11 protein-coding genes are annotated in these 13,210 nt (G+C 65.0%); 2 read left to right on the top strand and 9 right to left on the bottom strand.

Features of this window, described 5'->3' with window-relative positions:
* Window positions 1–22: 22 nt before the first annotated feature.
* The 3 genes from bchC to BLV04_RS14110 all read right to left on the bottom strand — a co-directional run bounded on the left by bchC (window position 23) and on the right by BLV04_RS14110 (window position 3,465).
* Window positions 23–976, bottom strand: coding sequence for a chlorophyll synthesis pathway protein BchC (bchC, locus tag BLV04_RS14100; protein ID WP_093033242.1), 954 nt, complete (start codon window positions 974–976; stop codon window positions 23–25).
* Between the two features lie 101 nt (window positions 977–1,077).
* Window positions 1,078–2,193, bottom strand: a complete 1,116-nt coding sequence (locus tag BLV04_RS14105) for a methyltransferase (RefSeq protein ID WP_093033245.1) — start codon at window positions 2,191–2,193, stop codon at window positions 1,078–1,080.
* Between the two features lie 405 nt (window positions 2,194–2,598).
* The gene (locus BLV04_RS14110; protein WP_093033248.1) at window positions 2,599–3,465 is read right to left on the bottom strand and encodes a polyprenyl synthetase family protein; all 867 of its coding nucleotides are present in this window, start codon (window positions 3,463–3,465) and stop codon (window positions 2,599–2,601) included.
* A 118-nt stretch (window positions 3,466–3,583) separates the two neighbouring features.
* Between BLV04_RS14110 and crtD the strand changes: the two genes are divergently transcribed.
* Together crtD and BLV04_RS14120 are read left to right on the top strand one after the other, a co-directional pair.
* Complete coding sequence (gene crtD, locus BLV04_RS14115) at window positions 3,584–5,080, top strand: 1-hydroxycarotenoid 3,4-desaturase CrtD (RefSeq protein ID WP_093033251.1); 1,497 nt, start codon at window positions 3,584–3,586, stop codon at window positions 5,078–5,080.
* A gap of 32 nt (window positions 5,081–5,112) precedes the next feature.
* Window positions 5,113–5,994, top strand: a complete 882-nt coding sequence (locus BLV04_RS14120; protein WP_342721913.1) for a carotenoid 1,2-hydratase family protein — start codon at window positions 5,113–5,115, stop codon at window positions 5,992–5,994.
* Between the two features lie 105 nt (window positions 5,995–6,099).
* Here BLV04_RS14120 and BLV04_RS14125 read toward each other — a convergent pair whose 3' ends face one another.
* From BLV04_RS14125 to puhC, 6 genes are all read right to left on the bottom strand, one after another.
* Window positions 6,100–7,398: an AMP-binding protein gene (locus tag BLV04_RS14125; RefSeq protein WP_245731887.1), complete on the bottom strand. Its 1,299-nt coding sequence runs from the start codon at window positions 7,396–7,398 to the stop codon at window positions 6,100–6,102.
* A gap of 153 nt (window positions 7,399–7,551) precedes the next feature.
* Window positions 7,552–8,157, bottom strand: a complete 606-nt coding sequence (gene bchJ, locus BLV04_RS14130; protein WP_245731888.1) for a bacteriochlorophyll 4-vinyl reductase — start codon at window positions 8,155–8,157, stop codon at window positions 7,552–7,554.
* Window positions 8,154–9,515: an oxygen-independent coproporphyrinogen III oxidase gene (gene hemN / locus BLV04_RS14135; RefSeq protein WP_093033260.1), complete on the bottom strand. Its 1,362-nt coding sequence runs from the start codon at window positions 9,513–9,515 to the stop codon at window positions 8,154–8,156. Before hemN ends, bchJ begins: the two co-directional genes overlap by 4 nt.
* A gap of 13 nt (window positions 9,516–9,528) precedes the next feature.
* On the bottom strand, window positions 9,529–11,184 hold the full coding sequence (bchE, locus tag BLV04_RS14140; protein WP_093033263.1) for a magnesium-protoporphyrin IX monomethyl ester anaerobic oxidative cyclase: 1,656 nt from the start codon (window positions 11,182–11,184) through the stop codon (window positions 9,529–9,531).
* A gap of 372 nt (window positions 11,185–11,556) precedes the next feature.
* Window positions 11,557–12,483: a putative photosynthetic complex assembly protein PuhE gene (gene puhE, locus BLV04_RS14145; protein WP_093033266.1), complete on the bottom strand. Its 927-nt coding sequence runs from the start codon at window positions 12,481–12,483 to the stop codon at window positions 11,557–11,559.
* Between the two features lie 265 nt (window positions 12,484–12,748).
* Window positions 12,749–13,204: a photosynthetic complex assembly protein PuhC gene (gene puhC, locus BLV04_RS14150; RefSeq protein WP_093033269.1), complete on the bottom strand. Its 456-nt coding sequence runs from the start codon at window positions 13,202–13,204 to the stop codon at window positions 12,749–12,751.
* Between the last annotated feature and the right edge of the window lie 6 nt (window positions 13,205–13,210).

Raw genomic sequence — 13,210 nt, forward strand, 5'->3', positions numbered from 1 at the left:
GCGGGACTCTTGACGGATACACTCACGAGATCGATCTCCAATCCAGGATCATTTTCAGACAGTTGGGGTCACTAAACGCGGTGCGATAGGCCTCATCGGCACGGGTCGCGGGCTCGCGATGGGTGATGAGCCCGTCGAGCGACAGGCGTCCCGAATCGACCAGCTCCTTGACCGCGACCATATCCGGCGGACGCCACTCGGCGGCGACCCGGATGCAGGTCTCGCGCATGAAGGCCGGCGGAAACGAGAATGAGAGGGGTTGGCTGTAGAAACCAGCGAGGATGACCTCCCCGCCCGGCGCCATGCGTGCGATCAGGGTATCGAGGATCCCCGAGTCACCGCTGACATCGCAGATGCGCCGATAGTCCGTGCGATGATCCTGATCCGGCGCGACGACCTGGTAGCCGTGACCTTCCGCGCCATGCGTGCGCTCCGGGTTCGTCTCCCATACCGTGGGGCGAGCGCCCTCGGCCAAGGCCGCGATCCGCGCCACCAGTCGACCCAGCACGCCGTGGCCGATGACGAGGTCGACCGGGCCGGCACTCAGGCCGCCGATCGCGTGATAGGCCGTCGCCGCCAGCGCGAGCAGCACGGCATCCTCCCCGAGCACCTCGCTGACCGGCACGGCACGCTCGCCGGGGAGCACGATCCGGGAGGCCGCTCCGCCGAACAGACCGCGCGCCTCGTTGTAGCAGCGCGCTCCGGGCACGAAGACGCGCTGGCCGATCTCGAGCCCCGACCGATCGCCGGCCCAGGTCACACGACCGACCGACTCGTAGCCGGGTACCAAGGGATAGCCCATGCCGGGAAAGCTCGGCATACGCCCGGACCAGAGCAAACGCTCGGTGCCCGTGCTGATTCCGCTCCATTCGATCGCGACCATGACATCCGCGTCGCCCGGCGGGGTGAGCGTCAGCGGTTTGAGCGCAAGGGATTCAGGCTGATCGAGAACGACGGCGAGGGTATCGAGGTTCAATGTTCGACCCTGATAGTGACAGTGACAATCAAAGGCATCGGAGTTTAACCCAACTCAAGCGCGTCCGGCAGAAGCTGCCGGACTTTTCCATCCTACCGACCTCATGCCATCCTTGTCGCGGCCAACAGGCGCGTCAGGATCGGACGCACGGTCGGCACCAAACGCACCGGATCGAAGACGTTGAGCCGCAGCATGTTGTCGATCTCCACCGGGGTGCGCGGGCGCCCGCTGCCCATGGCGAGGAGATAGAACCCGAAATAGGCGTCGCCGATCGGCTCGGCGCCGGGCGTGCCGGACATCGGCTCGGCGACCAAGAGGGTTCCGCCGGTCGGCAGGACCCGCCGAGCGGCCTTGATGATCGCGAGCGCCTCGTCATCGTCGTGATCGTGCAGCACCCGGACCAGCGAGACGACATCCGCGCCCTCCGGCAGAGGATCGCGCATCACGTCGCCGCCGACCGCAGTGGCCCGATCGGCGAGCCCTTCGCGCTGGAAGCGGGCTTTCGCGCGCTCGGCGACCGCGGGCAGATCGAACAGGATGACCTTCAGGTGCGGCCAACGCTTGGCTGCCGTCACCAGGAAGGTGCCGTCGCCGCCGCCGACGTCCAGCAGACACTTGTGCCCCTTCAGTGAATAGGCATCCAGCACATCGCCGGCGATCAGAGACTGACTGTCGGACATGAGCGCCGTGTAGCCGTCGATCGACTGCTCGTCCACGTTCGCCGCGTCGGTGTTGGCCGCGTAGGACCAATAGCTCGACAAGGCCGTGCGCTCGACCTCGCCACGCAGCAGGGCGACCGGATCGGCGAGATCCGAATAGACCATCGCGTGATGCTCGACCATGGCGGCGATCCCGGGGTTTCCGATCATGGCCGCGCCGAGCTCGCCCAAGGCGTAGCGCTTGTCCTCGCACACGGCGACCAGCCGCAGACTCCCCGCGGCGCGCAGCAGGCGAATCGCACCTTCGGGCGGAAGCGCCATCCGCTTCGCCAGCGCGTCCGCGCTCTGCGGACCCTCCGCAAGGATCTCGAACAGCTTCAGACGCACGCACGCGAACAAGATCTGCGAGTAAACGAACCCGGCGACGATGTCGAAGAGCTCGCGCGCGCGTTTCTGCGCGATCGGGCGGGTCAAGGGGAAGGCCGAGGCCCAGCGCTGGAAAGCGGGGCTTGCGAGCAGACGGTTGCGTACATCCAACCAGGAATCGAAGATCGACACGTCAACAACCTCGACGAAATGAGAAAAAGGTTAAAGGGCAAATGGCGAAATCGGGCGCGAGGACGCGCGGAGCGCGTCCCCGTCGACGAAAACCAGCGCTAAAAACCGCGTCCCGCCCGAGCGGCGTCGTCCAACGACACACAGTAGGCGGCACACCACAGGCGCGAACGACCGAAAGCGGTTGGTTGACGTGCGAACCGACGTGACCTAAACCGCGTCCAGAGCGAAATGCGTCATTTTCACTTTGTGTTTGGCTTTGAGGATATCCTCAATCTCGGCGAGACGCGGCTTAAGATATTAAATCTTAATCTTTTTAATACCTTAAGCCGCGCCAACTCCAACAGTCGTCGGAGCTGGCGCGGCCAAGCCTATCCAACAAACTTCGCATATCCCAACGGGCGCGGTTTAAGCGCGATCGGCGAGACCCTTCGGCATGATGTGGCGCGACTCGGCCATCAGGACCTCGGCGAGCTGTGCGGATCCCGGACAAGGCGGGATCGCATCGATGGCACCCTTGACCAAACCGCGAAGCAGCGCGACTGCGCCGTCCACGCCGAGCTCGCCTGCTGCGCTCGGGCGGTTCAGCACGGCATCGCGACCGACGGGCTTGCCGACCTCTTGCGCACTGGCGGCGACGTCGCGCAGATCGTCCGCGACCTGGTAGGCTTCGCCGATCTTGTCGCCGACCACGCGCCAGGCATCGGCATCGGCGCCGGCCACTTGAGCACCGGCGGCGGTCGCGGCGGCAAAGAGCGCGCCGGTCTTCGCTCGGTGATAGTCTGCGACCGAGACCTTGGGCTCGCACTCCCAGGCCTGACCGGCGACGATGCCGGACGGCATTCCGACGGCTCGGCTGACGGTCATCAGCAGCGGCGCCAAACGCTCGGGGCTGTTGCCCAAGACCCGGGCAAGATTCTCGAAGGCGAGGACGATCAAGGCATCGCCGGCCAGCACGGCCAGCGGCTCGCCGTAGGCCCGATGGACGGAGGGCAAACCCCGGCGTAACGGGGAGTCGTCGAAACAGGGAAGATCGTCATGGACCAGGGACGCGCAGTGCAGCAGCTCGATGGAGGCGCCCGCAGCATCCGCCGCCTCGACATCGCGGCTTCCACACGCCGCAGCGACCGCCAAACAGAGCCTCGGTCGCACGCGCGCACCGCCCGGAAAGACGGCGTGGCGAACCGCCTCTGCAAGCCTGGGCGGACAGGCCGATGTCGTCACCGACTCCAAAGCCGCTGCCAATGCCTGCTCGATTCGCATGGTTGGATCCATCGCCGCTCCCCCGGTCGCCGCCGATCTGTAAATATTAGTTGACACTCACAAGTGTCATGTACAATAGACACGGACGCCAACGGCGTCAAATACAAATCGAAAGAGAGGCCATCATCGGATGCCCACAGAGAAAGTGATCGTCGTCGGCGCCGGCATCGGCGGACTCGTCACCGCGGTTCAGCTGGCCTCGCGCGGCCTGGAGGTGCGTGTCCTCGAACGGGCCGCCGCGCCCGGCGGCAAGATGCGGGAGGTCGCGGTCGGCGGTCGACACATCGACGCCGGACCGACGGTCTTCACGATGCGCTGGATCTTCGAGGAGATCTTTGCCGAGGCGGGCGCATCGCTGACGGACTATCTGACGCTCGAACCGTTCGAGATCTTAGCACGCCACGCTTGGAGCGAGCATGAGCGCTTCGACCTCTATGCCGACGAGGAGCGCACCATCGAGGCGATCGGCGACTTCGCCGGCGCGGCCGAGGCAAAACGCTACCGGGGCTTCTGCGAGCACGCACGCACCATCTTCGAGACCCTCGACGGACCTTTTATCCGATCCTCGCGGCCGAACCCGGTCAGTCTGGTAAGTCGCTGCGGGATCAGCGGCTTTCCGGGCCTGCGGCGCATCAAGCCGTTCGACAGCCTCTGGCAGTCACTCGGCGAGCATTTCAAGGATCAGCGTCTACGCCAGCTCTTCGGGCGCTACTCGACCTATTGCGGCTCCTCGCCCTTCCTCGCACCCGCCACCCTGATGTTGATCGCCCATGTGGAGCGCCAAGGCGTCTGGTCGGTCGAAGGCGGCATGCATCAGACGGCCGTCGCCCTGGCGCGACTGGCCGAATCGCTCGGCGCGAGCATCACTTACGGGGCCGACGTGGCGGAGATTTTGGTCGAGCGCGGGCGCGCCCGCGGGGTTCGACTCGGCTCGGGCGAGCAGCTCCAGGCGGACGCCGTCGTCTTCAACGGCGACGTCGCCGCGCTCGCCGACGGGCACTTGGGGGCAGGTGTGGGACAGGCCGTGGCCAAGACCGCGCCGTCGGAGCGCTCGCTCTCCGCCATCACCTGGAGCTTGGTGGCACGTACGGAGGGCTTCCCTCTCCTGCGCCACAGCGTCTTCTTCTGCCGTGACTACCCGGCCGAGTTCGAAGACATCTTCAGGCGCGGCCAGGTCCCGCGCGAGGGCACCGTGTATGTCTGCGCCCAGGATCGCGGCGCCCACGACGACGCCGCACCGCAGGGACCCGAGCGTCTACTCTGCCTCCTCAACGCCCCGGCAAAGGGCGATCGGCACCCATTCGACACCGCGGAGATCGAGCAATGCGAGCAGCGGGCATTCTCACTCCTGGAGCGCTGTGGGCTCCAGGTTCATCGGACACCCGAGACGAGCGTCGTGACGACGCCGGCCGGCTTCAACCAGCTCTTCCCGGCGACGGGCGGGGCACTCTACGGTCAAGCGTCGCACGGATGGAGGGCCTCCTTCACGCGTCCGCCGTCGCGCAGCAAGGTGCCGGGGCTCTATCTGGCGGGGGGGAGCGCGCATCCGGGAGCCGGGGTGCCGATGGCGGCCATGTCGGGACGCCTGGCGGCAGCGACACTGCTCGCGGACCTCGCTTCGACCTGAGGATCACGCCCGGCGGCTATCTCTGGTGGTACGTGGATGCGTTGAGCGACGACGGCGACCATGGCCTGACCATCATCGCCATGCTCGGCAGCGTCTTCTCGCCCTACTACGCGTGGGCGCGGCGGCGCGGCAATCCGGACCCGCTCGATCACTGCGCGCTCAATGTCGCGCTTTACGGCAAGGCCGGTAAGCGCTGGACCATGACCGAGCGCGGGCGCAAGGCACTGCGTCAGGCACCGGGGCGACTCGACATCGGGCCGAGCCACCTGACCTGGGACGGCACGGCGCTGACCATCGAGGTCAACGAGATCACCGCCCCCATTCCCTCGCGCGTGCGTGGTCGGATTCGGGTGATCCCGGCCGCCGTCAACACGCGCGAGTTCACACTCGATCCGGCGGGACGTCATGTCTGGTGGCCGATCGCGCCCATCTCGCGCGTCGAAGTCGATCTGGAAAAACCGGCGTTGCGCTGGAGCGGGCACGCCTATCTCGACTCCAATCGCGGGGAGGAGCCGCTCGAAGACGCCTTCGAGTGTTGGGACTGGTCGCGCGCCAATACGCCGTCGGGCACCACCATGCTCTACGACGTGACCGCACGTCACGGGACCGGCGCCGGGCTCGCGCTACGCTTCAATGCCTCGGGCGAGGTCGAAGAGTTCGCGCCACCGCCGCGGGTACGGCTGCCCACGACCGGGATCTGGCGCATCAAGCGTGGGACCCAGTGCGAGCCGGGGCATCAGGCACGCGTCGTGGAGACGCTGGAAGACACGCCCTTCTACGCACGCTCGCTGGTCGAGACCCGCCTGGCCGGCGAGACCGCGACCTGCGTGCACGAGAGCCTCTCGCTCGATCGCTTCGACTCGCGCATCGTCCAGTTAATGCTGCCGTTTCGAATGCCCCGGGTCGGTGGCTGAAAAGGACTCAATACCGTAGTGCTTAAACCGCGCCGACTCCAACGGTCATCAAGTCTGCCGGGGCCGATCTCATCCAAAGCCATCGCATACCGCGCCGGGCGCGGTTTAAGGGCTGGATCCGGATTCCAGTGCCAGGGCACGGATCGCAATCCGATCGTATTTGCCTGAATCGAGCAGCGGGAGCCCGGCGACCCGCTTGAAGACGCGGGGTCTCTCGGCGCCCGAGAGGGCGCCGTCGCACCAGCGCTCGAAGGCACGCTCGTCGAGATCGCCGGTGTAGACCACCACTAAGCGGTGTCCCCAGATCGCATCCGCGAGAGCGACGACGGCGAGATCCGAGACGCCGGGGGCCGCGCGTAGCAGCCCATCCACACGGGTCAGCGAGATGTTGTTGCCGCCGATGACCAAGACGTCATCGGCGCGTCCGACAACCCTGAGCTCACCCTCCGCATCGATGCCGCCCAGGTCGGAGGTTTCGAACCAACCCTCGTCGAGCCCCTGACCCGCAAGGCGTCCGGGGTTGGCGTAACCTGCCATCACCATGGGTCCGCGGACACGCAGTCGGCTCGGACCTTCGAGCCCATCGCGCCTATCGATTTCCACGCCCGGGAGCAACGGACCCACGCGGCCGTCGGAGGGGACGCGCTCCAGCGCATGGGCCGAGGTCGCGATCTGCGATGTGGTCTCGGTCATGCCGTAGGTGAGAAAGAGCGGCCATCCGGCAAGGAGTGCGCGCTCGGCCAGCACCGGACTCAGCGCTTGCCCACCCACCAGGACGACGCGCAGCGAGGGTGGGGGTGCGGCACCCGTGTCGATCAGGCGGCCCAACATCGGCGGCACCAGAGAGATATGTGTCACTGCATGACGCTGCAGATCCTCGGCAACGGCCTGCGCATCGAATCCCTCATGCAGGACCAGGCTACCCCCGGCGAGCGCCCAGCGATGGATGATCGACAGACCGCCGATATGACTCAGACGCAGACAACAGAGCCAGACATCGTCGGACCCGAAACCGAGGCGTCGATTCACCGCCGCAGCCGAGGCGATGAGATTCTCGCGGGTCAACATTACGACCTTCGGCCCGCCGCTGCTGCCGCTGGTTTTCACGAGCAGGGCCAACGCCGAACCCAAGGACCCGGGGCATGGAGATGCCGTCCCGGTTGCAGGCTCGAGCGGGATCAGGGTCGCGGAGTCGGGAGACCAACGCCACTCGGCGCCGGTCGACGCAGCCAGCTCGAGGATCTCGCCCCCGGGCAGACCGGTGCGATACGGCAGCAATGCCGCCCCGACCTGCATGAGCGCCAAGCTCATCGCGACCGGCTCGATGACCGGGGTGTCAGGACAGAGGACGACCTGTCCGGGCCGCAGACCCTGATCCCTCAGCGCAAGCACACGCTCGCGCACGCACGCCTCTCGCTCATGCGGATTCCAACAGGTGCGGCCGGCGAGAACGCGGCCCTGAAGAGCGAATCGATTCGACAAGGCGATGGATGGAGAGAGTCGGTCGCGGATGAGTCGACGACGGCGCCGAGAAGGCCGAGTTATCGGGCTGGCGCCCTACCAGCGGACCTCGAATACACAGGCATCGGCGCCGTGGGCCTGGCAGGCAATCTCGGTAACGCGCGTGTTCGGATGGACGAGCCGGGAGAACAGGCGCTCGAAGCTCCCCGCATAGAAATCGCAGAGCGGCTCGTCGGCCGAAGCGCCTCGACAGATCGGACCATCCGTCACGGTTAGTCTGGTCGGGCGACCGGGCGTGCCGTCGAAGACGCCGCTGCCGACAAAGGTCCAGGCGTTGCGACGAATCGCCGAGATCAGAACGCGGCTCGCCAGGCGCGCTGGCAGGATCTCGAGGAGACGCTGGACCGGACGCGGGATGCGATTGGCGAGCAGATAATCGCCCGTGCGCAAACCCGCATCGTGCGACACGGGCCGGGCAACAGCGAGTCCCAATTGCTCGCGCAGCGCCGCTTGGAGCCGGGTGACCTCGCGCTCGTCGACCATCTCGCTCGGGAGCGTCGTCAGGTAATGTTCGAGCCCTGCAGCCATGAACACCTGTGCGACGACATCGGCACCGCGGGCCTCGCCGAGCGCCTCGGCGACACGGATGACGGCGTTGGGTCCGACCCTCGCGGTCGCTCCGAAATCGGCCGGCGCGTTCACGGCCCGGCCGTCGCGCGCCACTGGGTGCTTCCCCAGTCGACGGAGGCGTCCTGCTCGACGCAGAGCCCGTGCAGCAGATAACGGCCTTCCTCGGTGACCCGGATCCCGTCGTCCGTCACCTCGAGTAGGCCGCGTCCGCCGTCGCGGCAGAGACTTTCGTACTCGCGCTCCAGACCGTGCGCGGATGACGCAGGGAGCTCGAGGTTGCACATGAGGTAGAGAATAGCCTCGCGGCGGCGCCGATCCTGATCGCTCAGCCGACGTCCCCAGGACACGGGAAGCAGCCCGGAGGACACGCAACGCTGCCACGTCTTGAGGTCCGGCGCATTCTGAACCAAGGCTCCGCCGACCTCCCCGATCCCGCTCGGTCCGAAGGCGAGCACTTGCTTGGCGGGCATCGGGGTGTAGCCGATCGCGTTGCGGTAGAGTCGGCCCTCGTCTTGGGCACTCGTCAGCTCGTCGGCCTCGCGCGCGAAAACATCCAGACCGACCCAGCGATAACCCGCTGCCGAAAAGGACTGCACGGCCTGATGGAACAGGGCCAGCTTCTCGGCCACCGACGGAAGGTGATCCGCACTGATGGCGTGTTGATGGGGCCTGGTCACGGGGTCATGGGCGTAGCTGAAACAGGCGATCCGGTCCGGCCCGAGTGCGACGATCTGGTCGAGTGTCGCTTGGAACCCCTCCGGCGTCTGGAAGGGCAAGCCGTAAATCAGATCGAGATTGATGCTCTCGAACCCGGTGTCGCGCGCCGTCAGAAAGACGTCGCGCACCATGTCGAGTGACTGGACTCGGCCGATCGCGCGCTGCACGTCCGAGTTGAGGTCCTGCACACCGAAGCTGATGCGTTTGAAGCCGAGCCCGTAGAGAAGATCGAGCTGTCCAGCCGAGGTGCGGCGCGGGTTACACTCGATCGAGGTACAGGCTTGTTCCGCAATCCGGAAGTGGCGCTCGACGATCTCGATCAGTCGAGCCAGTTGGGGCTCGTTGAGATGGTTCGGCGTGCCGCCTCCGACGTGAAGCTGATCGGTGACACGGCCGCGGCCGATGATGTCAGTGACTAGCCCCATCTCCCGGTCGAGAGTATCGAGGTACTGGTCGACCTTCTCCTCGCTGTGGGTGATGGTCGTGTTGCACGCACAGTAGAGACAGCGCACGTGACAGAAGGGCACGTGCACATATACGGAAACGTGCTCATCGGGGCTGTCGCGCAGCCCCACGAGTGCTTCTTTGTAGTTCGAGTCCGAGAAGGCCGCGTCACCGCCCATTTGCGAGGTCGCCAAGGCACACCCGGGCGGCAAATGTCCGAACCGCTCGAGAAGCTCGATCGGTAGGCTTGAAGGCAGTGGAGGCGCCATGTCTTGAACCCGGTTAGTCAGGTTGGACTGCTGTCATCTTGGGCTTGGAGACGGCGGCCCTGACCGGCAGATCCGATTCCGAAACCTGTAGATCGTCCGGGGCGCCGCATGCCACGATCTTGACCGGCGTCCCTTTGAAGTTCATGTCCGCGGACAGCTCGGGACGATCCCGCTTCAACTGCGCGATCTCGTCGGCAGTCAGCACCTTGGACGCATCGAATCCCAGATCCACCTCGGCCGACATCCCCTTCATCTTGAGCCGCTCGAGGTCGTAGAACTTCTTCGAAGCCGTGGTCTTGGCGAAGGCCTTGAGGCAGCCGAGCATGTAACGTCTGCGGAACTTGTCCTTGATCCAAGGATACTCCAAGAAACTCTTGCGCATATAGAAGCGCGCATAGTTCTTCAGGACGCCCTTGAGGACCTGCTCGCGCGTCATCGCCTCGGGCTTCATGATCGGCGTCACGAAATTGTACTTGGAGTAGTCGCGAACCTCCACCCTGTCGCCCAACTCCTCGAAAAGCTCCGCGAAGGGCCATGGTGTGTACATGTTCCAGTTCGCCATGTCGGGCTTCCAGTCCTGGGCGAGCTTGTAGGTCTCCTCGATGGTCTCGGGCGTCTCGTTCTCGAGACCCATGATGAACTGGACCTCGGCGACGATTCCGGCCTGCTGCAGGAGCTTGACCGCCAGCTTGTTCTGCTCGACCGTGGTCTGCTTGCGGAAGGTATCGAGATTCAACTGCGAGACCGCCTCGGTGCCGAGCGAGACATGGACCAGACCCGCCTTGCGGTACAGGGGCAGCAGGTCGCGGTCGCGCATGATGTCCGTCACGCGGGTGTTGATGCCCCAGTGCAGCGGCAGATCGCGCTTGATCAACTCCTCGCAGAGTGCGACGAACTTCTTTTGGAAGATCGTCGGCTCCTCGTCGGCGAGGATCATGAAGCCGACGTTGTAGTCGCGAACCAGGGTTTCGATTTCGTCGACAAACTTCTTGGGATCGCGATGACGATACTTGCGCCAGAACTTCCACTGCGAACAGAAACGGCAGGTGAAGGGGCAGCCACGCGCGAAGTTCGGCACGGCGACCCGGCAGTTGAGCGGGGTATAGATGTACTTGTCCCAGTCGAGCAGGGACCAATCCGGCGTGAGGGTGTCCAGATCCTCGATAACCGGACGCGCCGGGGTCGCCACGACCTGGCCGTCGTCGTCGATGTAGGCGATACCCCAGATGCGCTTACGATCTTGCCGATGCGTGCCGGCCTCGATGGACTGCAGGAGCGCAACGGCGATCTCCTCGCCTTCGCCGCGCACGATGTAATCGATCCAGGGCGCCTCGCTGAACACCTGGGTGTACATGAACGTCGGGTGGATGCCGCCCAACACGGTGACCACGTTCGGCAGCACCTCTTTGGCAATCTGGAGCGTGGTCTGCGCCTTGTAAATCTGCGGGGTGATGGCGGTAGCCAGAACGACGTCCGGCTGGTTGACCCGGATGATTTCGCGCAGCTTGTCGTCCGGAATATCGTAGGTCATGGCATCGATGAACCGGATGTTCGTCATGCCCGCGTGCTTGAGCGCACCGCCGATATAGGCAACCCAACCGGGTGGCCAGTTTCCCGCGATTTCCGCACCACCACAGTGATAGTTCGGCTGGATCATCAATATACGCATGAGAATTCCTCAGGAACGGGTCGAACGGGAAACGGCCATTCGAGCCTGACCGCATCAGTCCGATCTTTGGCGTAGCCGAGCTCTTCGAGCCAGCGGCATCGCCGAGGACACCGGGACACGATGCCGCCGCGGTGCGATGGCCTTAAACTCAGCCCTATCCGAATCGGGTCGTTTGGTATCGCGCCGTCCGGGCGCGCATTGCTCTATACCTTAGCTGATTCCCGACCAGCTCGATATGATTCGCGTCAACCGAGCCGGGCGATACGACATCGTCTCACCGACCCTCGCCTTGACCGATATGCGAGTAAGCCTAGCCCAGTCTTCGGCTCGGATCAAAGCGCACCGGCGAGGATACGCGCCATGAATCCACGTTCATGGAAGCTCCGCTATGGGAGTCCCGCGTCGACCACCCCCGGCGGAGCGGCAGGGTGACGGCGAAGTGGCCTGCTGACCCAACGCTTTTCGGGAGGCAGCCATTCTCCGGGTCGATCCATCGGAATTCGATCCGCCCTGACCGCGTTCCCCGCCCGGCTCCGCGTCGCCATCGCGCGAGGGCAGTGCCCAAGCCCAGAGCGCCTCGTCCGGCAGTGGAAGCACGAGGAACCAGTGCTCGAGAATGCCCAGCGCCAAAAGGGTCGACACCAGGATCAGGCTCACGACCTCGAACTCGCTCGCACCCGGACTCAGCGCCCCGGACACCATCAGAACGACGATCAAGGTGGGCACGGTCACCGAGATCGGAAACAAGAGGTTCATGCTCCGCTTCGGCATGTAGGACTTCAGATAGGCTAGATGCTCGGGCAGCCAGTCGTTCAGATTGGGAACACCCAAGAAGAGATTGAGCTTCGCGCTCCAGCGCATCAGCCAGAGAACAACGAAGGTCCAGGTTCCGACCTGGTTGGGCTCGCCCCACGAGATCACGACCAGGAAGGCCACCGCCGAGAGGACCGCAAACTCATGATAGAGGCTGGTCAGAATGGCGAGACCGAAGCGCTTCCACGCCGCACAACCGGGTGGGCACGGCGTCTTGCGCGGCCCGGTCAGGAGCCCGGTGAAATAACTCATCTCCAAGACGCCCCAGACCACCACGCCGGAGGTGAAGGCAATGTAGGCCGCGCTCAGAGAAGTGGAGGTACTGCTGACGACAAGCGCAAAAACGGCAAACGCCAGCACCGCGGTGCCGCCGAGCATCGTCCACCCGAAGGTGCGACCCGGTAGATTGTCCAGATAGAGCACCACACCCGTGCTGAACCACCAGAGCCCGAGCGCGAAAAGAACGGGGTAACCATATTCGAGCATGAAATGCGCCCTATTCTCTGGCCGATGGCGATCGGAATGCCTCCGCTTCCGGGATCACCCCTGCCCTGCAGCGAAGGACCTCGCCAACGCCGGATCGAGGATCGACCGACGCGATTGCTCGGATGGAGCCGATCCCGCGGACGCGGGATGTCGAGGTCGGGGAGCCGGGATCATAGCAGGCGAGACGTCGCGCGAGCAGGGTTCGCTTCGTCGCGACAGCAGCCGGAGCAAAGGGCATCGCTCGCCCCGAGACCCGGCCGCAGCCTCACTGAACCGGCGGCGATGCCGATAGGAAGCGGCCGACGGCGGCCTCGTTGGTCGGGCCGAATGCCCTGAGATCGATAAAGAAGTCGGTCGTTTGATCCTCCAACGTAAAACGACCGTTCTCGCGAAGGCTCAGCCGATAAGGTCCATCCAGAGCGACGCTGTGCATCCGACGCTCGCGCTCCAACGTACGCAGCACGCCGCGGATGAAACCGTCCTCGCCCGGCGGGAGTGTCTCCAACAGCACCCCGGACTCGGCATCGTAGACCGCGAGATCGCCCTGGCCGACCTCGACGAAACTCAGATCGCGAACCGCAACCTCGGGCGAGACGGGAGCCTGACTTGGGTCAAAGCCGGTGAGCCTTGCGACAGCGACCGCCAGGATCGTGAAAACGATCAGCGAGGCAACCGCGATCAGCATGCCCCGCGGAAACGGACGATCATGCAATTCAGTCAAGATTCA

Origin of the sequence: Thiocapsa roseopersicina, assembly GCF_900106925.1 — a bacterium.
GTDB classification, from domain to species: Bacteria; Pseudomonadota; Gammaproteobacteria; order Chromatiales; family Chromatiaceae; genus Thiocapsa; species Thiocapsa roseopersicina.

Coding starts and splice junctions, on each gene's coding strand:
- BLV04_RS14110 (WP_093033248.1), bottom strand. CDS start 3,465: ATGGATCCAACCATGCGAATCGAGCAGGCATTGGCAGCGGCTTTGGAG.
- puhE (WP_093033266.1), bottom strand. CDS start 12,483: ATGCTCGAATATGGTTACCCCGTTCTTTTCGCGCTCGGGCTCTGGTGG.
- hemN (WP_093033260.1), bottom strand. CDS start 9,515: ATGGCGCCTCCACTGCCTTCAAGCCTACCGATCGAGCTTCTCGAGCGG.
- crtD (WP_093033251.1), top strand. CDS start 3,584: ATGCCCACAGAGAAAGTGATCGTCGTCGGCGCCGGCATCGGCGGACTC.
- bchE (WP_093033263.1), bottom strand. CDS start 11,184: ATGCGTATATTGATGATCCAGCCGAACTATCACTGTGGTGGTGCGGAA.